The organism is Rhodoplanes tepidamans (assembly GCF_030813915.1).
GTDB lineage: Bacteria > Pseudomonadota > Alphaproteobacteria > Rhizobiales > Xanthobacteraceae > Rhodoplanes > Rhodoplanes tepidamans.
In genome coordinates, this window is the sequence record NZ_JAUSUJ010000011.1 from 167,278 (window position 1) to 188,810 (window position 21,533).

Here is a 21,533-nt window from a genome sequence, read left to right on the forward strand (position 1 = left end):
CGACGTCATTCCGGGCCGCGCGCCCGAGCGCGCGGACCCGGAATCCAGCCACCGCCTCCGAGCAGGCCGCTGGATTCCGGGTTCGCCGCTGCGCGGCGCCCCGGAATGACCGCGAGGAGCTGTCCGCCATCACGCCGGCTCCAGGCCCATCACCAGGGTGACGTTCTGGCCGCCGAAGCCGAAGGAGTTGGAGAGCGCGTGCGTGACCCGGGCGTCGCGTGCCACGTTCGGCACGACGTCGAGCGGGATCGCCGGGTCCGGAATCTGGTGGTTGATGGTCGGCGGGATGCGCTGGTTCATCAGCGTCATCACGGTGAACACCGCCTCCACGGCGCCGGCCGCCGACAGCGTGTGGCCGACCATCGACTTGTTGGACGAGATCGGGACCAGGGGGGCGCGCTCGCCGAACACGGCGGTGACGCCCAGGCACTCCATCTTGTCGTTCTCGGGCGTCGAGGTGCCGTGCGCGTTGATGTAGTCGATGTCGGCGATGGTGAGCCCGGCGTCGGCGATCGCCTGGTTCATGCAGCCGATGATCGGCTTGCCGTCCGGGCTGGTGCGGGTGCGGTGGAACGAGTCCGACAGCTCGCCGCAGCCCTCGACCACGCCGAGGATCTTCGCACCGCGCGCCTTCGCCGATTCGTAGCTCTCCAGCACCAGGGCGCCGGCGCCCTCGGCCATGACGAAGCCGTCGCGGTTCTTGGAGAAGGGCTTCGCCGCCTCCTCGGGGACGTCGTTGGCGGTGGTCAGCGCCGACAGGAGCGAGAAGCGCACCAGGCTCTCGGTGTTGACCGAGCCGTCGGTGCCGACGCACAGCGCCGCGTCGGTCTCGCCGCGGCGGATCGCCTCGACCCCGAGCTGGATGGCGCTGGCGCCGGTTGCGCAGGCGGTCGACAGCGAGATCGGCATGCCCTGGGTGCCGAAGCGGGCGGCCAGGTGATCGGCCACCGAGGCGAACTGGAAGCGCTCGTGATGGGCCTTGAAGCGGCCCGTGGCGGCGGCCCGCAGCATGTCGTCGTAGGTGGCATGGCCGGCGGCGCCGGCGGCTTCGGCGAGCTCCACGCGCTGCGGCCATTCGATCTCGACCGGGGCGACGCCGAGGAACAGCGGCCCGGGGAAATGCCCGGGCGTGCCGATGCCCGATTCGGCGATCGCCTCGTCGACGGCGAGCTCGGCGAGCCGCTCCGAGAGCAGGGGGGCGCTGAACGGCTCGGCGGCGACGAAGTCGACGCAGCCGGCGATGCGGGTCTTGAGCCCCTCGGTCGGGAACCGGGTGATGGCGCGGATGCCCGACCGGCCCGCCGTCAGCTTCGACCAGTTCTCGCTCTTGCCGGCGCCCAGCGAGGTGACGATGCCCATGCCCGTCACCACCACCACGGGGCGGCCGGCCTTGTCGCGCACTGCCATGTCGGGTCTCCTCACAGTGGAGCGCGGCAGGACCTCTGCCCGGCTCCCAGCCTCGTCATTCCCGAGGTCTCGCGACGCGGGTTGTCCGGAATCCGCGACCCCTGCTGGTGTTCATGGATTCCGGGCTCGCTGCGGCGCGGCGCCCGGGAACGACGGAGTGCCTAGTCCTAGCGCACCGCCTCGACCAGGGCGAGGCCCTCGCCGCGCCAGTGGCCGACGCCGGTCACCACCACCCGGTCGAGCGGACCGGCCACGGGCTGCTCGAAGCCGGTGGTGTCGCACGGGCCGAACAGCCGGCCGTGGCCGAGCGCCAGGACGGCAAGCGCGATGTTGAACACGAATTGCGGCTCGATCGAGTGGCCGGCGACGCTGCCGGTCGCCCGCACCGGCAGGCCGCGGGCGGCCAGCAGCTCGCGCTCCTCGTCGGTCGCTCCGGCGGCCCCGGTGGCGCCCGACAGCACGGCGGCCCGATCGGCCGCGACGGCCGGCAGGCGGCCCCACAGCCGGTCCAGCGAGGCCTTGACGGCACCGGGCTCGGTCCGCGCCGCGCGGTCGCTGACGACGGCCGTCAGCTTCGCCAGCGGTGTCGCCCCGCGCGCCTCGGCGTGGGTCCGCTCCTCGATCACCAGGAAGGCACCGAGCGAGCCGGTGGCGAAGCCCGGCTGCCCCGCCCGGTCCCACACGGTCCGGTACGGCGCCTTGAGAGCGTGGCCGCCGAACTCGAACAGCATCAGCAGGTCCTTGCGCTCGCCGTTCTGCGAGCCGCCCACCAGGGTGACGTCGCTCTGGCCCGCCGCGATGCGGGCGGCGGCGATGCGCACCGCCTCGATGCCCGAGCCTTCCTCGCCCATGAAGGTGCGCGAGGAGCCGGTGACGCCGTGCACGATCGAGATGTTGCCGGCCAGCAGGTTGGAGAGCTGGGCCAGGAACAGGGTTGGCCGCAGGTCGCTGGTGAGCCGCTCGTTGAGATAGGCGCCGGGATCGTTGGCGCCGGCCAGGCCCGACACGATGGCGCTGTCCACGGCCCAGTCGCGCTCGCCGCCGCCGGCCGCGACGATCATGTCGGTGCGGCCGAGGATCTCGGCCCGGCCCTTCAGCCCGGCCGAATCGAGGGCGAGCCCGGCCGCATAGGTGCCGGTGCGCTGCCACTGCTCCATCTGGCGCTGATCGCCCTTCTTGGGGATCTGCGCATCGAAGGAGGGGAGGGCGAGCGGGTGGACCACGTAGGGCGCGAAGGTGGTCTCGTCGTAGACGGCCTTGCCGGCGTCCAGCGCCTGCCAGTGGGCATCGGCGCCTTCGCCGAGGCAGGACACGAGCCCGACCCCGGTGATCCAGGCCTCGCGGGGCGCGTCAGCCATGGGCGGTGATCTCCAGGGGGTATCCGATCCGCCGCGCCACCTCTTCCATGTTGGTCCGGAAGTCCGGGTGCGGGAACGGCACGATGCGGAAGGTGAGGTCGGCCTCGCAGACGGTCTTGCCCTCGACCCTGACGCTCGCATGCGTCACGGCGAAGCCGGAGCCGTCGTGCTCGAGTCGGCCGGTGATCGACAGTGCCTGCCCGGGGGTCACGAAGGTGCGGAGCTTGGCCTCCTTGACGGCGGCCAGGAAAGGCATCCGGGCGAGGCCGTTGAGGCCGAGCAGAAGCCAGCCGCAGGTCTGCGCCATGGCCTCGATCAGCAGCACCCCGGGCATCAGCGGATGGCCGGGGAAGTGGCCTTCGAAGATCGTGCTCGTCTCGGGGACCTGCGCATGCATCTCGATCGTTCGCGCGTCGAGGTCGAGTGCGACGATCCGGTCGATGAGCTGGAAATACTCGAGACGCATCGGGGGCGCTCAGGCGCCCTTGGCGGCGACGAGCTGGTCGATGCGAGTACAGAGGTTGCCGAGCACGAAGTACTGCTCGGTGGTCGCCTTGCCGTCGTTGACCTCCTGGGTCCACTGCTCGAGCGGCAGCTTGATCCCGAAGGCCTTGTCGATCGCGAAGGCGATGTCGAGGAAGTCGAGGCTGTCGATGCCGAGATCGTCGATGGCGTGGCTCTCCGGCGTGATCTTCTCACGCGGAATGTCGCATGTTTCCGAGATGATATTGGCGACGGTATCGAACGTCGAGGACATCGGTGACTCTCTGAATGCCGTGAATCCTGCCCGGCACGCGCAAGCGCATGCCCCCCAATACGGCGGCGATGGGTCGCTCTTTCGTTCCGGTCCGTATAGCCAAGACCCTGCGGGAGCGCAATGCGCGCCGCCGGCTGTCCCCCGCTGGACCGCAATGTCTTGCCGGGCCGCCCGAATCGGCCGCCGGCCGCAGCCGCGCGGCGGGGCTCGCGCGACCCCTCGTCCGGGGGCCCCTCACGGCCCCGGCGGCGTCTTGGGCAGCGGGACCGGGGTACAGCCGGGCCGGCCGCTGAGCACGCAATCCTGGCTTTTCCGCTGATCCGCCATGGTGGCGGCGATCCACAGGCCGCCGCCGATCAGGAGCGTGAGCACGACCAGGGCGGCGATGTTGGTGAGCACGCGGTGGCGGTAGTCGTCCGGCTCCTCGCCGGCCTCGTAATGCGAAAGGTCGGCCACCACGGTCGCGGGAGGCGGGGCCGACCGGCCGGAGCGGGGGCCCGGTGCGCCCGGGCGGGGCACGAAGGGGATCACCCGGCCGCGCTCCTCGCTCGGCTCGGCGTCGCCGCGGGGGCGGTCGCCGGGACCGAGGCCGCGCCGGCGCTCTCCGCCTCCGATCCGTCCCCGGGTGGGTCCGCCCGCCATGCTTCGCTCACCTGCCGGTTCGATGATGGTGGAATCCCGGGCCGGCCATGGACATTCGGCACCGGTTCGACCCGAAGCGACCGGCGCAGCGATCGAGTGCCATTGTATCACTCCGGCGGCCGTCGTGACCAAGCCCGTGTGGGGCTTCGCGTCAACGTTACATCAACACCTCCTGCCGCATAAGTGTTGCGATGCCGATCCTTCACAGCGTGGTCCGATGCGCCCTCTCGTGACGCTCCTCGCCGTCGTTCTCGCCGTCCTGGCCCTGTCCGGCCCGCCGGCGGCGGCCCAGACCTATCGGACGGGCGCCATCGAGATCGAGAACCCGTGGGCCCGCGCGACGCCGGCCGGCGCCACCGTCACGGCCGGCTACATGCGGATCACCAACACGGGCGCGGTGCCGGATCGCCTGCTCGCGATCCGCTCGGCCGCGGCCGGCAGCGTCGATCTCCAGGAGCTGTCGCTCGACGACAACGTCATGCGCCTGCGCACCCTCGCCCGCGGCCTCGCCATCGCGCCCGGCCAGACCATCGAGCTGCGCCCCGGCTTTCCCTGGCAGGCCGTGTTCGCCAGCCTGGTGAGCCAGCTCCGGCCCGGCGACCGGGTTCCGGCCACGCTGGTGTTCGAGCAGGCCGGCAGCGTCGAGGTCGACCTCGCCGTCCATCCGATCGGCACCGGCCTGCGCCGCGCCAGCGCAGCCGGCGGCTGAGCCGGCCGGCCTGAGGCGATTCGGCTCCGCCATACGTTTGATTAAGGATACGTTTGATTAAGGGACCTCGGTTATTCGGTGAGGGTCCAGGATCGCGATCCGGGGAGCCCATGACGAGCGAGCCGACCCAGACAGGCGCCCGCGGCGGGACGGGCGGAGCGGCGACGGCCGGCAGGATCGGGGTCGCCGAGGCGCTGCGCGAGACCTGGCTCGAGCTCTGGTACCAGCCCAAGATCGACCTGCGGAAGAAGTGCCTGGCCGGCGCCGAGGCGCTCGCCCGCATCCGTCATCCCGAGCTCGGCGTCCTGCTGCCCGGCCGCTTCCTGCCCGGCCTCGACGAGGCCGGCCTCGTCGAGCTCGCCGAGTACGCCCTCGTCTCGGCGCTCGCCGACTGGTCGGTGTTCCGGGCCGCCGGCTTCAACCTGCGGCTCGCCGTCAACGTGCCCGTGCACGTGCTCGGCCGGCTGCCGATCGCAGCGATCGTCGCCGCGCATCGCCCCGACGGCGCCGACTGGCCCGGCCTGATGGTCGAGGTCACCGAGGACCAGATCGTCCGCGACATCCGGCGGGCCCAGGCGATTGCCGCGGAGCTGCGCGACAGCGGCATCACGGTCTCGATCGACGATTTCGGCGCCGGCTACTCGTCCTTCTCCAGCCTGCGCGAGCTCGCCTTCGCCGAGATCAAGCTCAACCACTCCTTCGTCAAGGACTGCGCCACCGACGCCACCAACGCGGCGATCTGCCAGACCGCCATCGATCTCGCGCACCGCTTCGGCAGCGCCGCCGTAGCCGAGGGCATCGAGAGCCTCGCCGACCTCCAGGCGCTGCAGATCATGGGGTGCGACTACGGGCAGGGCGTGCTGCTGGCGCCGCCGATGCCGAAGGACAGGTTCCTCGGCCTGCTGCAGCAGCGCTCGAACCGGCCTCAGGGCGGCGCCGACCATCCGGACGGCCTCGCCGCCGCTTCGGCTTGAGGATCGTCCGGGCGCCGACACCTGTCGCATCTGTCGCCGTCGTTCCGGCGGGCCCGACCGGGCTGCGGCACCGCTGCCGCCGGCCCTCGCGCGCCGCGCGTGCTGTGGTCCTGGATCAATGTACGAAATGTATTCCTGTAGTTGCATGTCGCGTGAGATGAAATCTTTCGTGGCTTCCGCAGTCCAATTTACATGAAGCGTAAGATTATACCACAGGATGGACACAATTCGAATTCACTGGACCTGAGATTGGTCGATGCCGGGCCCTCCAATACTGCCGAGCGGCAGTCGGAGGCCGTTCGGCGCCGTGCATGTCGCATCACTCGTCGATCGCGGACCCGACCGACCGGTCCGGGAGCCGAGCGGCGCCCGTGTCCGGCCGCGTTTCGGAGGATGCCATCGTGCACAGGGTCTTCGGTCTCGTCCTGGCCGCCTGGGTTTCGGTCCTGGTCGCTCTGCCGGCCGCGGGGCAGGGAAGCCGGCAGCCACCCGCCGCCGCCGTCCCGACGGCGGCGACGCCGCTGCGGAGCGGCGGCGCGGCGACACAGGTCTGGCACTTCCCCGATCGCGACAAGGTCAACGAAGGCACGGTGACGATCATGACCGGCCCGGTCGGCGGACTGACGCCGATCATGGGGTCGGATCTGGCGCGCGTGCTCGACGACGGCGAGGCGCTTCGCGTCCTGCCGGTGGCCGGCAAGGGCTCGGTTCAGAACATCATCGACATGCTGTTCCTGAAGAGCGTCGACATGGGCTTCGTCGCCTCCGACGTGGTCGAGTTCTTTCGGCTGCAGTACAACGTTCCGGACATCTCGCATCGGCTGCGCTACATCGCCAAGCTGTACAACAACGAGATCCACATCATCGCGCCGACCTCGATCCGCTCGGTCTTCGACCTCGCCGGAAAGACCATCATGGCGCCGAAAGATCTCGGCCTGTTCTCGACCCGGATCATTCTGTCCCGGCTCGGCATCGACGCCACCATCGACTACGCGACCGACGACACCCTGGCGCTGCAGAAGGTGATCGACGGCAAGGCGGACGCCTTCATCGTCAGCGTCGGCAAGGTGTTCCCCATCGCCCGCGGCATCGAGAACGCGAGCCGGCGGCTGCATCTCGTCTCGATCCCCTACGACAAGCGCCTGTGGGATCTGTACATGCCGTCGACCTTCTCCAGCGACGAGTATCCGAACCTGGTGGCGCCGGGCGAGATCGTCGAGACGCTCGCCACCAGCAACATCCTGGCGAGCTTCAACTGGCCGGAGAACACCGACCGCTACCGCAAGGTGGCGCGGTTCACCGAGGCGTTCTTCGCCAAGAGCGGCGAGTTCTATCGGCCGCCGCGGAATCCGAAGTGGAAGGAGATGGCGATCGGGGCCGACGTGAAGGGCTGGACGCGGTTCAAGGCGGCGCAGGACTGGCTCGATCGCAACGGCGTGAACGCCCGCACCCGGCCGGCGGCGCTGCCGGCCGGCGAGAACCCCGCGACGGCCGAGCAGTTCGAGGCGTTCCTCCGCCGGCGGCAGAGCGGCAACCATTCGCCGGAAGACGTCCAGCGGCTGTTCCGGGAGTTCACCGAGTGGTCCCGCAGCCGCGGCAGGTGAGTCCGGCAACCCTGGAGCCGCGCTACGGCCGGCACGCGCCGCGGCCGGGCGCTCAGAGCTTCGGTTCGGGGAAGGGCAGGGGCGCGTCGCCGGGCACCGGCACCCGGAAGGCGTCGAGCGTCATCGCGACGAGCGCGTAGTAGCCGAGGATGCCGAGGAACTCGACCATGCCGGCGTCGCCGAACAACTTGTGCAGCCGCCCGTAGGTGCGGTCCGAGACGCGCCGCTTCGCGTAGAGCTCGGTGACGAAGGCATGGACCGCCTTCTCGTCCGCCGCGGCGCGGGCGGGGGCCCGGCCGGCCTTGAGATCCGCGATGGTCGCCGGCTTGACGCCGGCCTTCTGGGCGATCGGCGCGTGCACGTGCCACTCGTAATGGGCCCGCCACAGCCGCGCCGTCACCAGGATGGCGAACTCCGACAGCCGCGGCGGGATCGACGTGCCGAACCGGCAATGGGCGCCGAGCTCCTGCGCCAGCGCCCCGAAGGCGGGCGCGTGCAGGAACACGCCGAACGGCCCGCGCAGGCCGAGGCCGGCGCCGCGCGGGCCGGCCCGCATGGCGGCGAGGAGGTCCCGCTGCGCCGGGGCGAGCGTCGCCTCGTCGAGGTCGGGAAGGCGATAGGCCGGCGGCGCGGCGGCCCGGCTCCGCGTCTTGGCTGGCGTCTTGGCGGGCGTGGTGACGGTCTTCTTGGCGGCCCCCGCGGTCGTGCGGCCGGGCGCGCGGGCCGGCGACTTGCGTACTGCGGACTTACGAGATGCCGGCTTGCGGGCCGGCGTGGCGGCGGGGCGGGGCGATCGGGCCATGGAGGTCTCCGGACAGGGACGCGGCGGATCGCGCCGAACGTCGCCAGCGTTGTCCGATTCCACCGGTCCTGACAACGCCGCGCGACCTCCCGGGGCCGGTCGCTAAAATTGTCCGGACCGGCTGAACCGGGCCGAAAAGCCTCCGTGTCATGGTGCTTCCCGTGAGCGCGTGACGGGGGACGAGGCGATGTGGGCCACGGTGATCGCGATCATCGTACTGGTGACGGCCATGCTGAACGGCACCGGCGAGCCGAGCGAGAGCGCGATGCGCAACGCCTTCGCGCAGACGTTGTCGGACGAGGTGCGCGCCGTGCTCGACTTCGTCGCCGAGACCGAGGGCACGGTCGGGATCGCCCGCATCCGCCGCGCCGGCACGGCGCTGTTCGAGCTGCGCCGCTTCACCAAGCACGACTGCAGCCGCACCTCCGACGGCGACCACGACTGCGCCTTCGCGGTCGAGATCGGCACCGTCGCCGGGCCGCTGCAGCATGCCGGCCGCGGCCGCTTCCGCGCCGGGCCGCGCGGGCTCGTCTTTCTGCGCGACGCCTGACGGCGCCCTGCACGGCGCAGGGATGTGTCGAACAGGACGTGCCAAGCGGGACGTGCCAAGCCGGGCCGACGCATGTTATAGCCGATCAGTGGATCGGATCGCGCGACGCCTCGGGTCGTGTCCGGTCGCCGCGCGCGAGGACGGAGCCGCAGGACAGACCATGAAGGCCGCCCTGGTGTTCGCGGGTCCGACAGCCGCCACGGCGACGTTCCGGCCGTACCGGTCGCGCGCCTTCCTCGATGCCCTCGCGGCGGACGGCATCGAGATCGTGGTGATCGATCTCGACCTCGATACGGAGCGGCGCTTCGAAACCCCGCCGATCGAGGCGCCGGGCCTCGTCAGCTACCGCAACCAGGTCGACCGCCTCGCCCTGATCGTCGCCCAGGAGCGGCCCGCGCTGGTGCAGACCTTCGGGGCGACCGCCGCGCTCGGCCCGGTCTGGCGGAGCGCGGCGCGCGCCGACAGGCCGGTCGTCCATTTCGTCTCCTCCGAAGGCGCGCTCGCCGATCCGCCGGCCGGGACGCCGCGCGGCCTCGCCGACCTGTCGCGGCGCAGCCGCGGGCTCGCTCATTGGCGGGCCCGCAGCGCCTCGCGCCACGTCGCCGCGGTGCTCGGCTCGAACCGCGCCGACATGGGCCGCCACTTCCGGCACGGCTTCTTCTCGCGGGCCCGCTTCTCGGTGGTGGCCCCGCCGGCAGTCCCGCGCGCCGCCGACGCGCCGCAGGCGAACGGGCGCGAGCGCTATGCCGTGCCGGTGTTCGGCGTCTTCGATCCGGACGCGACCGTCGAGGCTCTGGAGCGGCTGGTGCGCGCCGTCGCGCTCACCGGCCAGAGCGGCCTGTTCGACCTGCGCGTCGCCCCGGCCGCGCTGGCGCGGCGGATCGACCTGCCGGCCGGCGTGACGGCGGTCGACGCCGCCGACCCGGCGGCCTTCCTGCGCGACCTCGATGTCCTGGTGGTGCCGGCCGCCGACGATCGCGCCGCGGCGGTGGTGCTCGCCGCGCTCGCCGCCCGCCGCAGCGTCGTCGTGCCCGACACGGGCGCGCTGGCCGAGATCGTCGACTACGGCCGCCGCGGCCTCCTCTACACGGCCGGCAGCGCCTATCACCTCGCCATGGCCATGAACGTGATGGCGCAGTCCTGGACCAACCGGCCGTTCTCGTTCGACGGCGTCGCGGAGGCGATCGACCGGGCCGCCCCCGACGCGGTGGCGCGCGTGTTCGCGCAGGCGTGGCGGCGGCTCGCGTGACATGACCCGCATCGCCCCCGGCATCGCACCCCGCTTCGGCCTGATCGTGATCGGGCGCGGCGATCCGCGGCTCGCCGCCGCGACGCTCGCCGCGACGCGGGCGTGGCCGTATCCGCCGGTCCGTGCCGTGCTCGCCGTGCCGAAGGGCCGCGAGCACGCCTTCGCGGCGGTCGCCGCATCGGCGGCCGCGGCCGTGGTCGCCGTGGCGGAACCCGACCTCGTCGCCGCCGCCGTGGCGGCGCTCGCCGGCGACGTCGACGTGGTGATCGCGGCGCCGGAGGGCGTGGTGCTGGATGCGGCCTGGCTCGCCCGCCTGCGCGACCACGTGATCCTGTTCGAGGACTCGATCGCCGGCGTCGATCTCGTCCATCAGGTCGTGAAGATCGCCACCGACGGCGCCGCTGCCGACCTCGCGGTCGCCGACCGGCCGCGCGAGCCGGCCGTGCTGTCGTGGCTGCGCGGGCTGATCCGGGCCCGCAGCCTGCTCGGCGCGGTGTTCTGGGCGCGCGTCGACACCCTGCGTCAGGTGAAGCTCGCGACCGCCGGCGAGGGCGGCGACGCCGTCACGTTCCTGCTGGCGCTCGATCAGCTCCGCCCGCGCGGCCGCACCACGCTCGGCTTCACCCGGCATGCCCGCCACGTGACCTTGCTGCCGGAGCGGCGCACCGGCTTCGATGCCGGCTACGGGCTCTACCGGCGGCTCGAGCAGCTCGCCGAGGCCCGCCGCGCGGCGGCCGCGGTGGGCGCCGCCGCGGCGAGCCACATCGATCTTCGCCTCGAGCGGCTGCGCCTGATGACCGAGCAGACGGTGCGCTCGCTGCTCGGCCGGGCCGGACGCCACAACGCGGCGACCTTCCTGAAGGGGGCGCTCGCCGCCCGCCGCGACGCCCTCGCGGTGCGCCGCACGATGGTGCGGGATCTGCGCGAGCTGAGGTGATCAGGTCGATCCGGCGGCGGGCGGTGCGGCGCCTTCGGCGGCGATCAGGTCGAGCGTGAGGTCGTCGCGCACGCCGCCGCACCAGCGGTCGAGTGCCTGGGCGAACACCGGCTCCTGCGCCGCGGCGGCCTCGAACAGCGTCATCGACGAGCGGAACTTGAGGTCGTCGGGCGAGCCGAAGATCGCGTGCAGCGACGGCGCCTCCGCTGACAGCACGGCGCGGGTGCTGTCGATCAGCCGCGGCCCGAGCAGCGGGTGTGCCAGATAGGCGCGCGCCTCGGCGAGCGAGCCGATCCCGTAGGCCTTGGCGGTCGGCGAGCGGCCGAGCGCCCGGTGCTGCGGGAACACGAACCACATCCAGTGGCTCCGCTTGCGGCCGGCCTTCAGCTCGGCCAGCGCCGTCGCGTGGACGGGCGCCTGCGCCGCGACGAAGCGGGCGAGATCGAACGGATCGGACATCGGCCCTCCGCCTCCGGATCGTGGACGCCGCCGCCGGCCCGCCGCGGGCCGGCGCGGCGAGCCTGCCGAAAATATGAACAGCTGCGCACCGTTCCGCCAGTCCCGCCGGCGCGACGGGCGCCCGCCGCCGCGGAGGGAGCCGCGCCGGGCCGGGCCACTGTCGGTGCGGACCGCCGGACGATGCGGCGGCGCAGCGTCTCGAAGTCGTGTACCGAATAACGGCACATTGTTCTGAATTCTGGCATGATTTATGAATGGGCGTCCCGGTCGCACTGCGAGCCCGAGGTGACGCATGGCCGAGCTGCCGATCGACCCCGACGAGCTGGTCGCGTTGACGCTCGCGCTGTGCAACATCGAGAGCCCCGCCGGGCAGGAGGCCGAGGTCGGCGCCTACATCCACGACTGGATGGCGCGCGAAGGCTTCGCGCCGCGCCGCATCGGCATGTTCCCCGACCGCTTCAACGTGCTCGGCATCCTGCCGGGCCGCGGCGACGGGCTCAGCCTGATCTTCAACAGCCACATGGACACGGGCCGCAGCAAGGCTGACCGCTGGAGCCGCCGCGCCCCCGACGCAGCGATCGATCACGGCGCCTGGGTGGAGGACGGCGCGCTGCACGGCGAGGGCGTCGTCAACGACAAGGGGCCGATGGCCGCCTTCCTGATCGCCGCCAAGGCGATCAAGCGGGCCGGCATCCCGCTGCGCGGCGATCTCCTGCTCTCCGCCGTGCCGGGCGAGATCGGCTACGAGGCGGTCGACGAGTTCGAGGCGCCGCAATACCTCAGCAAGGAGGTCGGCACCCGGTATCTGATCCAGCACGGCGGCGTCGCCGACTTCGCGCTGGTCGCCGAGGGCACCGACTTCCGCTACGCCGGGATCGAGGCCGGCAAGGCGTTCTTCGAGATCACGGTGTTCGGCGAGCCGCAGTTCTACACGCCGTTCGTGCCCGACGCCGAGGTCGACGCGGAGCATCCCAACGCGATCGTGCGGGCCGGGCTGCTGATCCCGGCCCTGCAGCGATGGGCGCGCGACTACGAGAAGCGCGAGGTCTATGCCTGCGAGCACGGCACCATCGTGCCCAAGGCGGTGATCGGCGCGATCCGGGGCGGCAATCCGTATCACGTCACCCGCACCTCCGAGCTGTGCGCCCTCTATCTCGACTGCCGGCTCACGCCCGACTCCGATCCGCTCGACATCCGCCGCGAGCTGCGCGAGCTCCTCGCCTCGTTGAACCTGCCCGGCACCGTGGAGCTGTTCCTCTACCGCCGCTCGTACGGGGCGGGCGACACCGGCGCGCTGCTCGACGGACTGAAGACGGCGCACCGCGCCGTGCACGGCGAGGCGCTCGCGCTCGCCGCGCCGGTCTATTCCAGCATGTGGCGCGACGTGCTGATCTTCAACGAGATGGGCATTCCGTCGATCACCTACGGCCCGCCGCGCAGCTTCCGCAGGCAGGCGGTCGCCATCGCCGACCTGGTGCGCTGCGCCGAGGTCTATGCGCGGCTGGCGATCGACGTCTGCAGTCGCGAGAAGCCGCCGCGCACCGTCCGCGCCCGGCCCGCCGTGCCCTGACGGTTCCGTGTGCCGGGCGTTTCCGCGACCCGTTCGTTCCTGCGCCGTTCGTTCCCTGCCCCGAGCGTCTTCGTGCATCACAAGGAGAGACCGTCGATGCGACCAGCCGCCCCCCTGCCGCACCGCGTCCCGCGGACCCCGACGCGCCGGCGCGCCGCCGCAGTGCTGTCCGCCGTCCTGTCCGGTCTCGCCCTCGTCGGCTTCGGCCCGGGCGCGCCGGCCGGCGCCGCCGACTTCCCCAGGCAGCCGATCCAGATCGTGGTGCCGTTCACGCCGGGCGGCAACACCGATCTGCTCGCCCGCATCCTGGGCGAGAAGCTGCAGGCGAAGTTCGGCGAGACCGTCACGGTGGTCAACCGGCCGGGCGGCGGCACCAATATCGGCGCCGCCGCGGTCGCCTCGGCGCGGCCGGACGGCTACACGCTGCTGATCGGACCGCCCGCCTCCTACGTGGTGAACCAGTTCATCTATCCCTCGATGCCGTTCAACCAGGACACGGCGTTCGAGCCCATCTCGCTGATCGCCAAGTTCCCCAACGTGATGGTGACGGCGCCGTCGACCGGGATCACGTCGATCCAGGATCTGATCACCAAGGCCAAGGCCGATCCGGGCAAGCTCAACTACGCCTCCGCCGGCATCGGCGCCGCGAGCCACCTGTCCGGTGCGCTGTTCAACCAGATGGCCGGCATCGACACGGTGCACGTGCCCTACAAGGGCACGTCGCAGTCGCTGCAGGATCTGGTCGCCGGCCGGGTCTCCTACACGATCGACAATCTCGGCCCCATCTATCCGTTCATCCAGTCCGGCCAGCTGATCGCGCTCGGCGTCTCGACCAAGGAGCCGGTCGGCATCATCCCGAAGGTGCCGCCGATCGCCACCGTGCTGCCGGGCTACGAGCTCTCCTCGTGGAACGTGCTCGCCGCGCCGGCCGGCACCCCGAAGGAGATCGTCGCGCTGCTCAGCCGCGAATGCGCCGCGATCCTGAAGATGCCGGACGTCGCCGAGAAGATGCGCGCCTTCGGCTCCGAGCCGGTCGGCGGCACGCCGGCGGAGACGGCGGCGTTCCTGAAGAGCGAGCGCACCCGCTGGGAAGCCGCCGTCAAGGCGGCCAGGATCAAGCCGGAGGATTTCAAGTAGGACGGTCACTCCGTCCCCCGGGGCACGGCCGCACCCCGGGCACCGTCATGCCCGGCCTCGTGCCGGGCATCCACGGACGGCCGAAGCCCGTCAAGACCGGTGTGAAGACGTGGATGGCCGGGACGAGCCCGGCCATGCGCGTGACGCCGACGATCGTGCCGGATACGCCCCCGGCCTCACCGGCAGTGGGGCATGATCTCCTCGGCGAACCAGTGGATCTGCTCGAGGTACTCGGACTGCGAGTTCACGGCGAGCGCCATGGCGGAGCAGTGGTCGACGCCCATCGCCTTCAGCTGGTGGATCTTGTCGATGATGAGCTGCGGCGAGCCGACCAGGTTGCCGGTGACCTGGTGGGCCGGGTCGCGGCCCGTATAGGCGAGGGATTTCCGGTGTGCGACGAGGCCGCTCTCCATGTAGGTCGCCTCGGCCGCCTCGTCGGTCTTGCCGATCAGCAGGGAGAACTGCGGCGCCACCTCGATCGACATCGGGTCGCGGCCGAGCTCCTCGGCGCGCCGGCGCAGGATCTGCACCCGCTCGGCGATCTCGTGGAACGGCCGCCAGCCGGGCAGCCAGCCGGCGCCGAGCCGGGCGGCACGCTCGATCGCCTCCATGTTGTGGCCGCCGATGTAGAGCGCGAACGGCTTCTGCTTCGGCTTGGGAAACATCTCGAGATCGGTGAACGAGTAGTACTTGCCCTCGAAGGTCGAGACCTTGTCCTCGGTCAGCGTCTTGAAGCAGGCGAGGCCCTCGTCCAGCATGTCGCCGCGCCGCGCGCCCAGATAGCGCTTGCCGGCCCAGGCCTCGAATTCCTCCCGGTAGGCGCCGAGGCCCACCGCGAGGATCATCCGGCCGTTCGTCATCTGGTCGATGGTCGCGACCTGCTTGGCGAGGTAGACCGGCTCGCGCATCGGCATGACGAGCAGCGAGGTGCCGAGCCGGATGCGGCTCGTCGCCTGGCCGATCATGGCGAGCGTGATCAGCACGTCGTAGAAGTTCGGCGGCTCGGGGAAGATCTCGCGCACGTAGTGCTGCGTGGTGATGTGGTCGTTGCCGAACACCGCGTCGTAGCCGAGCTGCTCGCACAGCACGCCGGTCTTGATCAGGTCCTGCGGCTCGCAGAACGGGATCGGATAGACGAGGCCCTCGTATCCGGTCGCCAGGCACACCGAGAATTTCATCCGCTTCACTCCGATCCGACCCTTGATCTCACACGCATGCCAGGCTCAGAGACGGCGCAGCGCCGTGTCGAGCGTCATCAGCGACTCGGCGCCGTCGCGTGTCACCCGCACCATGTCCTCGACCTGGATGCCGGCGAAGCCGAGCTCGTAGTAGGGCGTCTCGACGCAGATCACCATGTCCTCCTCCAGCACGCTCGTCGTGGAGGCGGCGATGTTGGGCGGGTCGTAGCCGTCCACGCCGATGCCGTGGCCGACATGGCTGCGGTCGAAATGCGGGATGCCCTCGCGCCGCACAGTCTCGACCACCTGCGCGAACAGGTCGCGCACCTTCAGGCCCGGCCGGACGATGTCGTAGGCGCGCTTGACGCCCTTCTCGACCGCCGCGTAGTAGCGCGCCACCTTGGGGTCGGGCTCGCCGAGCACGGCGCCGCGCGACATGTCGGAGCGATAGTTGCGATAGCGGCCGCCGACGTCGAAGCGGATCAGGTCGCCGCGCTTCAGGGCGCGGTCGGAGGGCTGGACGTTGATCATCGCGCTGCGCGTGCCGAAGCCGATGCAGCCGACCACCGGGGCGGCGTCGTTGGTGACCAGATGGGCGTTGAAGGCGCGCAGCATCTCGCGCTCGGTGACGCCCTCGGCGGCGATCGCGAGCGCCGCGTCGATGGCACCTTCGGTGATGCGGGCGGCCTTGCGCAGGATCGCGATCTCGTCGGCCGTCTTCACCGAGCGGACGTGCTCGAACAGCGCGAAGGCGCGCACGAAGGTGGCGTCGGGCAGCATCGCGACGAGCTGGTCCATGCACTGCGGCGTGATGCCCATCTCGTCGAGCCCGAAGCGGCCGCGGGCGAGGCCCTTCTCCTGGATGGCGGCGACCAGCGCCTCGACCGGGCCCTTGGCGGCCGGGCTCGCGAACAGGTCGCGCTGGAGCGTGTCGGCGGCGTCGAGCGTCGCCGTCGCGTCGACGTTCATCTCGAAATAGCCGTAGCGCCGGATCTCGGTCACCCGCAGATCCTGGTCGGGCACCAGGTCGAGAATGCCGGAATTGGCGACGATGCAGGGTGTCTCGTCCTTCGGCTGCAGGACGTAGGCCTGCGGGCCGCGGCGCACCCACTGCGACATTGCCCAGAAGCCGCTCAGATAGGTGACGTTCTCGGGGCAGGTGGCGATCACGGCGTCGAGCCTCTCGCGCGCCATCACGGCCTGCAGGCGGGGAAGGTTGGTGAGCATCCGCGATCTCGATCTGCTGTGTACCGAAAATCGGTACAGTGTTTCAAAATAGTGTGGCCGGGCCCGCCCGCGAAGTCAATCGGCGGCCGTCCGGGGCGCGGAGCAAATTGACAACGACGGCGGCGCGATGCGACTGTCCTGGAACAGTGTCCCGTTATCAGGTGCACGTTCCGGACGACGTCCGGGCGCGCACCCGCGGGACGCGCCGGTCCCGCCGCTCCGGAGCTCTCGGTGAAGCCGCCGCCCTTCGACTACGCCTGCCCGACGTCGCTCGCCGAGGCGATCGATCTCATCGCCCGCCACGACGGCGACGCCAAGCCGATCGCCGGCGGCCAGAGCCTGATGCCGATGCTCGCCTTCCGGCTCGCGGCGCCGACGCTGCTGGTCGACCTGCGCCGCGTGCCCGGCCTCGACGGCATCACGGTGGACGACGACGGCGTCATGCTCGGAGCGCGGGTGCGCTGGTGCGACATCGAGGCCGATGCGCGGCTCGCCGCCGCCTGTCCGCTGCTCGCCGCCGCGATCCCGCACGTCGCCCATTATCAGATCCGCAACCGCGGCACCGTCGGCGGCAGCCTCGCACACGCCGATCCGGCCGCCGAGCTGCCGGCCGTGGCGCTCGCCTGCGCGGCCGAGATCGTCGCGCAGGGGCCCGAGGGTCGCCGCACGATCGCCGCCGACGACTTCCTGGTCGGTCCGCTCACCACGGCGCTCGAGCCGACCGAGCTGATCGTCGCGGTGCGGTTTCCGCCGTGGCCGGCCGGGCGCCACCACGGCTTCGCCGAGTTCTCCCGGCGCAAGGGCGACTTCGCCATCGTCGGGGTCGCGCTGTTCTTCGACGACGCGGACGGGGCGATCGCCGGTGCGACCGTCGTCGCCTTCGGCATCGGCGACCGGCCGCAGCGCCTCGCCGCCGCCGAGGAGGTGCTGAACGGCGCCGCCCCGTCGGCCGAGCTGTTCGCCCGAGCCGCCGCGGCGGCGGCCGACTCGGTCGAGCCGCAGACCGACATCCACGCCGACGGCGACTATCGCCGGGCGCTGCTCGCCACCCTCCTCGAACGCACGCTCGCGCAGAGCGCAGGTCTGGCCTCCGCATCATGACCACGGCCCGCATCACCCTGACGATCAACGGCACCGCGACGACGCTCGACGTGCCGGTCCGCATGACTCTCGCCGACGCCCTGCGGGAGAAGGCGCGGCTCACCGGCACCCATGTCGCCTGCGAGCACGGCGTCTGCGGCGCCTGCACGGTGCTGGTCGACGGGCTCGCGGTGCGCTCCTGCCTGATGCTCGCCGTGCAGGCGGACGGCGCCGCCGTCACCACGGTCGAGGGCCTCGCCCGCGACGGTGCGCTGTCGCCCCTGCAGGCGGCGTTCCGCGACCACCACGCGCTCCAGTGCGGCTTCTGCACGCCCGGCATCCTCACCACCATGCACGCGCTGCTGACGGCGGAGCCGGACGCCGACGAGGCGCGCATCCGCGACGTGCTGTCGGGCAATCTGTGCCGCTGCACCGGCTATCTGCCGATCGTCGAGGCGGTGCTGGCGGCGCGCGACGCCTACCGGGCGCCGGACGGCGGGCCGGAGGCCGCGCGATGAGCCGGCCGAACGCCTGGATCGGCAGCCCGGTCCCGCGGGTCGAGGACGAGCGGCTCGTCACCGGGCGCGGCCGCTTCGTCGGCGACCTCGTGCCCGAGCGGCTGCTGCACGCCGTGATGCTGCGCAGTCCGCAGGCGCACGGGAGTCTGCGCAGCATCGATGCGGGCGCCGCGCGCGACCTGCCCGGCGTCGTCGCCGTGTTCACGGCCGCCGACGTCGGGGCGGCCGGCGCCGTGCCGCTGATCCCGCAGCGCCAGCACGCGCTGCCGGAGGGCGAGGCCTACCGTCAGCCGGTGATCGCGGTCGACAAGGTCCGCTATGTCGGCGAGCCGGTCGCCGTGGTCATCGCCGAGGACCCGGCGATCGCCGAGGACGCGCTGGAGCTGATCGAGGTCGACATCGACCCGCTGCCGCCGGTCGCCGACCATGTCGCGGCGGACTCCGATGCCGCGCTGCTGTTCGAGGCGGCCGGCTCGAACCGCATCGCCGTGCTGCGGGCCCGCGCCGGCGACGCCGACGCCGCCTTCGCGGCGGCCGACTACACCCGCCGCGCGCAGTTCGGCATCCAGCGGCACACGGCGCTGCCGATGGAGCCGCGCGGCCTGTGCGCCACCTTCGACCCCGCGAGCGGCCGGCTGGTCCTCTACGGCGCCACCAAGGTGCCGTACTACAACCGCCGCGCGCTCGCCGGCATGCTCGGCCTCGACATCGCCGCCGTCGACCTGATCGAGGTCGATGTCGGCGGCGGCTTCGGCGCCCGCGGCGAGATCTATCCCGAGGACTTCCTGGTCCCGTTCGCCGCCATGCGGCTCGGCGCCGCGGTGCGCTGGATCGAGGACCGCCGCGAGCACCTGTCCGCCTGCAATCACGCCCGCGAGTTCCACGCCGACCTGGAGATCGCCTGCCGGCGCGACGGCACCGTGCTGGCGCTGCGCGGCCGCGTCGACGCCGACCTCGGCGCCTATGCGCGCACCAACGGCTTCACGCCGCCCCGCAACGTCGTGCAGTTCATGCCCGGTCCGTACCGGATCGATCATGTCGCGATCGACGGCCATCTGCTCGTCACCAACAAGACGCCGGCCGGCACCTATCGCGGGCCCGGGCGGTTCGAGACCAGCTTCTTCTGCGAGCGGCTGTTCGACATGGCGGCGCACGACCTCGGCATCGACCCGGTCGCGTTCCGCCGCCGCAACCTGCTGCGCAAGGACGAGCTGCCGCGGCCGTTCCCCGGGATCGTCGGCGTCGACGCCGCGACCGAGCTCGACAACGGCGACTACGCCTTCGTCTTCCAGCGCTGCCTCGACGACTTCGGCTGGACCGAGAAGGCGGCGCTGCAGGGCCGGCTGATCGACGGCCGCTACCATGGCATCGCGGTGGCGAGCTTCATCGAGGGCGGCGGCGGCGCGCCGCGCGAGAACGCCCGCATCACGGTCGAGGCCGACGGCGGCGTCGCCGTGGACGTCGGCTCGTCGGCGATCGGGCAGGGGCTCGCGACCGTGCTGTCGCAGATCGCCGCCGACGCGCTCGGCCTGCCGATGAGCGCGGTGACGCTGCGCCACGGCTCGACCACGCTGGTGACCGAGGGCTTCGGCTCCAACCATTCGCGCTCCACCGTGATGGGCGGCTCGGCGATCCTGGTCGCCGCCGAGGCGCTGCTGGCGGAGCTGCGCACCGTCGCGGCGGCCGAGCTCGGCGGCGCCGCGACGGACGTCCGCATCGCCGACGGCGTCGTGCACGGGGCGGCGGGACAGCGGCCGCTGTCGGCGTTCGCCGGCCTGTCGGTCGAGCGCACCTATCACAACACGAAGTACACCTACAGCTACGGCACCCACGCCGCTCACGTGGCGGTCGACCCGCGCACCGGCCACGTCGAGGTGATCGACTACGTGACGGTCGAGGACGTCGGCCGCGTGATCAATCCGGCGACCCTGCACGGCCAGGTGATCGGCGCCGTCGTACAGGGGCTCGGCAGCGTGTTCCTCGAGCATCTCGTCTACGACGAGACCGGCCAGCTCCTCACCGGCTCGCTCGCCGACTATCTGGTGCCGACCGCCACCGACGTGCCGCGCATCCGCGGCGTCTCGCTCGGCCTGGAACGCTGCCCCAACAATCCGCTCGGTGCCAAGGGCGCCGGCGAGGGCGGCCTGATCGCCACCGGCGGCGTGATCGCCAACGCGGTCGCGGCGGCGTTGCGCTCCTTCGGGGTCGAGCCCAATCACCTGCCGCTGTCGCCGCCGCGCGTCTGGCGGCTGATCCAAGAGGCCCGCCGGCGGCAGGCCACACCACACGAGACCGGTCAGGGGGCCGCATGACGTCGCTGCCGCAACTCGGGATCCGCCTGCATGGCGGCCAGACGCCGGGCGCCTGCGTGGCGCTCGCCACCGCCGCCGACGCGGCCGGCCTCTCCGGCCTGTGGTTCGCCGAGAACGCCTTCGCCCGCGGCATCCTGCCGGCCGCCGCGGCCTGCGCGCTGGCGACGCGGCGGGTGGCCATCAATGCCGGCGTGTTCAATCCGTTCAGCCGGCACCCGACCATGATGGCGATGGAGATCGGCGCGATCGACGAGCTGTCGAACGGCCGCGCCGGCCTGTCGATCGGATCCGGCATCGCCTCCGCGGTGGCGAAGCTCGGCATGAACGCCGAGAAGCCGGTGCCGGCGCTGCGCGACACGCTGGTGATCGTGCGCGGCCTGCTGCGCGGCGAGGAGGTCGATCACGCCGGTCCCGCCTTCACGGCCCGCAAGGTGAGGCTCGACCACGCGGCGCGCGCCGACATCCCGATCCTGGTCGCCGGCCGCGGCAATCTCACCGCCCGGCTCGCCGGCGAGCTGGCCGACGGGCTGATCGTCTCCAACATGTGCTCGGCCGCCTTCGCGGGCCGGGTCGGGGCCCTGATGCAGGAGGCGCGGCAGGCGGCCGGCCGGACCGGCCGGGCCCGCGTCGTGCAGTACCTGCCGTGCGCCGTCCACCGCGACCGTGCCGTCGCGCTCGCCGCCGGCAAGCGCGCGGTCGGCGCCATGGTGCCGGGCTTCTGGGCGCTCGGCCAGCGGCTCGCCTCGGCCAAGGAGGCGCTCACCGACGGCACCGGCATCGCCGAGGCGGAGTTCGCCGCCGCCGCCGCCCGTCTGCGCGCCGGCGAGGACGCCGCCGCCGTGCTGGACGAACGCTACACGGACGCCTTCGCGCTCGCCGGCACGCCCGACGACTGCCTCGCCGCGGCGGCGCGCTACGCCGCGGCCGGCGTGACCGAGCTCGCCCTCACCTTCGAGGGCGAGACCGCCGCCGCCGACATCGCCACCATCGGGGCGGCGCTCGGCGCCGCCGCGGGCCGGGCGTGATGGACAAGCGCCGCGACCTGCGCTTGTGTGCGCGCCCG

21 protein-coding genes are annotated in these 21,533 nt (G+C 72.1%); 12 read left to right on the forward strand and 9 right to left on the reverse strand.

Translation table 11 applies throughout. The features are described from left to right. Positions 1-129 precede the first annotated feature (129 nt). From J2S22_RS14890 to J2S22_RS14910, 5 genes are all read right to left on the reverse strand, one after another. Complete coding sequence (locus J2S22_RS14890) at positions 130-1,407, reverse strand: beta-ketoacyl-ACP synthase (RefSeq protein ID WP_272778009.1); 1,278 nt, start codon at positions 1,405-1,407, stop codon at positions 130-132. A 167-nt stretch (positions 1,408-1,574) separates the two neighbouring features. Then, positions 1,575-2,765, reverse strand: a complete 1,191-nt coding sequence (locus J2S22_RS14895; protein ID WP_272778008.1) for a beta-ketoacyl-ACP synthase — start codon at positions 2,763-2,765, stop codon at positions 1,575-1,577. Next, on the reverse strand, positions 2,758-3,231 hold the full coding sequence (locus tag J2S22_RS14900; protein ID WP_272778007.1) for a 3-hydroxyacyl-ACP dehydratase FabZ family protein: 474 nt from the start codon (positions 3,229-3,231) through the stop codon (positions 2,758-2,760). Before J2S22_RS14900 ends, J2S22_RS14895 begins: the two co-directional genes overlap by 8 nt. A 9-nt stretch (positions 3,232-3,240) precedes the next feature. After that, the gene (locus J2S22_RS14905; protein ID WP_111357950.1) at positions 3,241-3,522 is read right to left on the reverse strand and encodes an acyl carrier protein; all 282 of its coding nucleotides are present in this window, start codon (positions 3,520-3,522) and stop codon (positions 3,241-3,243) included. A gap of 234 nt (positions 3,523-3,756) precedes the next feature. Then, entirely contained in the window at positions 3,757-3,978 is a 222-nt protein-coding gene (locus tag J2S22_RS14910; RefSeq protein WP_272778006.1) for a hypothetical protein, read from the reverse strand. Between the two features lie 403 nt (positions 3,979-4,381). On the opposite strand from J2S22_RS14910, the gene J2S22_RS14915 reads away from it, so the two are divergent. The 3 genes from J2S22_RS14915 to J2S22_RS14925 all read left to right on the forward strand — a co-directional run bounded on the left by J2S22_RS14915 (position 4,382) and on the right by J2S22_RS14925 (position 7,451). Further along, on the forward strand, positions 4,382-4,873 hold the full coding sequence (locus J2S22_RS14915; RefSeq protein ID WP_272778005.1) for a copper chaperone PCu(A)C: 492 nt from the start codon (positions 4,382-4,384) through the stop codon (positions 4,871-4,873). A gap of 110 nt (positions 4,874-4,983) precedes the next feature. Continuing rightward, positions 4,984-5,847, forward strand: a complete 864-nt coding sequence (locus J2S22_RS14920; RefSeq protein WP_272778004.1) for an EAL domain-containing protein — start codon at positions 4,984-4,986, stop codon at positions 5,845-5,847. Between the two features lie 401 nt (positions 5,848-6,248). Continuing rightward, positions 6,249-7,451, forward strand: coding sequence for a TAXI family TRAP transporter solute-binding subunit (locus tag J2S22_RS14925; protein ID WP_272840376.1), 1,203 nt, complete (start codon positions 6,249-6,251; stop codon positions 7,449-7,451). Positions 7,452-7,503: 52 nt separating this feature from the next. Here J2S22_RS14925 and J2S22_RS14930 read toward each other — a convergent pair whose 3' ends face one another. Beyond that, the gene (locus J2S22_RS14930) at positions 7,504-8,253 is read right to left on the reverse strand and encodes a carboxymuconolactone decarboxylase family protein (RefSeq protein WP_272778002.1); all 750 of its coding nucleotides are present in this window, start codon (positions 8,251-8,253) and stop codon (positions 7,504-7,506) included. Between the two features lie 187 nt (positions 8,254-8,440). On the opposite strand from J2S22_RS14930, the gene J2S22_RS14935 reads away from it, so the two are divergent. The 3 genes from J2S22_RS14935 (at position 8,441) to J2S22_RS14945 (ending at position 10,989) form a co-directional block, all read left to right on the forward strand. After that, positions 8,441-8,803: a hypothetical protein gene (locus J2S22_RS14935; RefSeq protein WP_272778001.1), complete on the forward strand. Its 363-nt coding sequence runs from the start codon at positions 8,441-8,443 to the stop codon at positions 8,801-8,803. Positions 8,804-8,963: 160 nt separating this feature from the next. Beyond that, the gene (locus tag J2S22_RS14940) at positions 8,964-10,052 is read left to right on the forward strand and encodes a glycosyltransferase (protein WP_272778000.1); all 1,089 of its coding nucleotides are present in this window, start codon (positions 8,964-8,966) and stop codon (positions 10,050-10,052) included. Position 10,053: 1 nt separating this feature from the next. After that, positions 10,054-10,989 carry a hypothetical protein gene (locus tag J2S22_RS14945; protein ID WP_272777999.1) on the forward strand — a complete coding sequence of 312 codons (936 nt, stop codon included), beginning with the start codon at positions 10,054-10,056 and terminating at the stop codon, positions 10,987-10,989. Here J2S22_RS14945 and J2S22_RS14950 read toward each other — a convergent pair whose 3' ends face one another. Continuing rightward, complete coding sequence (locus J2S22_RS14950; protein WP_272777998.1) at positions 10,990-11,448, reverse strand: DUF1810 domain-containing protein; 459 nt, start codon at positions 11,446-11,448, stop codon at positions 10,990-10,992. 292 nt (positions 11,449-11,740) lie between these two features. Here J2S22_RS14950 and J2S22_RS14955 point away from each other — a divergent pair, with 292 nt between their 5' ends. Continuing rightward, a complete protein-coding gene (locus tag J2S22_RS14955; RefSeq protein ID WP_272777997.1) occupies positions 11,741-13,018 on the forward strand; it encodes a M20/M25/M40 family metallo-hydrolase in 1,278 nt (425 codons plus the stop codon). Between the two features lie 96 nt (positions 13,019-13,114). Beyond that, a complete protein-coding gene (locus J2S22_RS14960) occupies positions 13,115-14,155 on the forward strand; it encodes a Bug family tripartite tricarboxylate transporter substrate binding protein (protein WP_272777996.1) in 1,041 nt (346 codons plus the stop codon). A 176-nt stretch (positions 14,156-14,331) separates the two neighbouring features. Here the strand turns inward: J2S22_RS14960 and J2S22_RS14965 are convergent, their stop codons facing one another. Then, on the reverse strand, positions 14,332-15,333 hold the full coding sequence (locus tag J2S22_RS14965; RefSeq protein ID WP_272777995.1) for an LLM class flavin-dependent oxidoreductase: 1,002 nt from the start codon (positions 15,331-15,333) through the stop codon (positions 14,332-14,334). A gap of 45 nt (positions 15,334-15,378) precedes the next feature. After that, a complete protein-coding gene (locus J2S22_RS14970; RefSeq protein WP_272777994.1) occupies positions 15,379-16,560 on the reverse strand; it encodes a M24 family metallopeptidase in 1,182 nt (393 codons plus the stop codon). A 231-nt stretch (positions 16,561-16,791) separates the two neighbouring features. Here J2S22_RS14970 and J2S22_RS14975 point away from each other — a divergent pair, with 231 nt between their 5' ends. Genes J2S22_RS14975 through J2S22_RS14990 form a run of 4 tightly spaced genes read left to right on the forward strand, consistent with a single transcriptional unit; the run spans position 16,792 to position 21,495 of the window. Beyond that, entirely contained in the window at positions 16,792-17,661 is an 870-nt protein-coding gene (locus J2S22_RS14975) for an FAD binding domain-containing protein (protein WP_272777993.1), read from the forward strand. Then, on the forward strand, positions 17,658-18,158 hold the full coding sequence (locus J2S22_RS14980) for a (2Fe-2S)-binding protein (RefSeq protein WP_272777992.1): 501 nt from the start codon (positions 17,658-17,660) through the stop codon (positions 18,156-18,158). The genes J2S22_RS14975 and J2S22_RS14980 overlap by 4 nt, the downstream gene beginning before the upstream one ends. Continuing rightward, on the forward strand, positions 18,155-20,470 hold the full coding sequence (locus J2S22_RS14985) for a xanthine dehydrogenase family protein molybdopterin-binding subunit (protein ID WP_272777991.1): 2,316 nt from the start codon (positions 18,155-18,157) through the stop codon (positions 20,468-20,470). The genes J2S22_RS14980 and J2S22_RS14985 overlap by 4 nt, the downstream gene beginning before the upstream one ends. Continuing rightward, positions 20,467-21,495: an LLM class flavin-dependent oxidoreductase gene (locus J2S22_RS14990; protein WP_272777990.1), complete on the forward strand. Its 1,029-nt coding sequence runs from the start codon at positions 20,467-20,469 to the stop codon at positions 21,493-21,495. Before J2S22_RS14985 ends, J2S22_RS14990 begins: the two co-directional genes overlap by 4 nt. The last annotated feature ends 38 nt before the right edge of the window (positions 21,496-21,533 follow it).

Coding starts and splice junctions, on each gene's coding strand:
- J2S22_RS14965 (WP_272777995.1), bottom strand. CDS start 15,333: ATGAAATTCTCGGTGTGCCTGGCGACCGGATACGAGGGCCTCGTCTAT.
- J2S22_RS14950 (WP_272777998.1), bottom strand. CDS start 11,448: ATGTCCGATCCGTTCGATCTCGCCCGCTTCGTCGCGGCGCAGGCGCCC.
- J2S22_RS14935 (WP_272778001.1), top strand. CDS start 8,441: ATGTGGGCCACGGTGATCGCGATCATCGTACTGGTGACGGCCATGCTG.
- J2S22_RS14955 (WP_272777997.1), top strand. CDS start 11,741: ATGGCCGAGCTGCCGATCGACCCCGACGAGCTGGTCGCGTTGACGCTC.
- J2S22_RS14900 (WP_272778007.1), bottom strand. CDS start 3,231: ATGCGTCTCGAGTATTTCCAGCTCATCGACCGGATCGTCGCACTCGAC.
- J2S22_RS14990 (WP_272777990.1), top strand. CDS start 20,467: ATGACGTCGCTGCCGCAACTCGGGATCCGCCTGCATGGCGGCCAGACG.
- J2S22_RS14940 (WP_272778000.1), top strand. CDS start 8,964: ATGAAGGCCGCCCTGGTGTTCGCGGGTCCGACAGCCGCCACGGCGACG.
- J2S22_RS14945 (WP_272777999.1), top strand. CDS start 10,054: ATGACCCGCATCGCCCCCGGCATCGCACCCCGCTTCGGCCTGATCGTG.
- J2S22_RS14920 (WP_272778004.1), top strand. CDS start 4,984: ATGACGAGCGAGCCGACCCAGACAGGCGCCCGCGGCGGGACGGGCGGA.
- J2S22_RS14960 (WP_272777996.1), top strand. CDS start 13,115: ATGCGACCAGCCGCCCCCCTGCCGCACCGCGTCCCGCGGACCCCGACG.
- J2S22_RS14915 (WP_272778005.1), top strand. CDS start 4,382: ATGCGCCCTCTCGTGACGCTCCTCGCCGTCGTTCTCGCCGTCCTGGCC.
- J2S22_RS14970 (WP_272777994.1), bottom strand. CDS start 16,560: ATGCTCACCAACCTTCCCCGCCTGCAGGCCGTGATGGCGCGCGAGAGG.
- J2S22_RS14980 (WP_272777992.1), top strand. CDS start 17,658: ATGACCACGGCCCGCATCACCCTGACGATCAACGGCACCGCGACGACG.
- J2S22_RS14985 (WP_272777991.1), top strand. CDS start 18,155: ATGAGCCGGCCGAACGCCTGGATCGGCAGCCCGGTCCCGCGGGTCGAG.
- J2S22_RS14930 (WP_272778002.1), bottom strand. CDS start 8,253: ATGGCCCGATCGCCCCGCCCCGCCGCCACGCCGGCCCGCAAGCCGGCA.
- J2S22_RS14895 (WP_272778008.1), bottom strand. CDS start 2,765: ATGGCTGACGCGCCCCGCGAGGCCTGGATCACCGGGGTCGGGCTCGTG.
- J2S22_RS14905 (WP_111357950.1), bottom strand. CDS start 3,522: ATGTCCTCGACGTTCGATACCGTCGCCAATATCATCTCGGAAACATGC.
- J2S22_RS14890 (WP_272778009.1), bottom strand. CDS start 1,407: ATGGCAGTGCGCGACAAGGCCGGCCGCCCCGTGGTGGTGGTGACGGGC.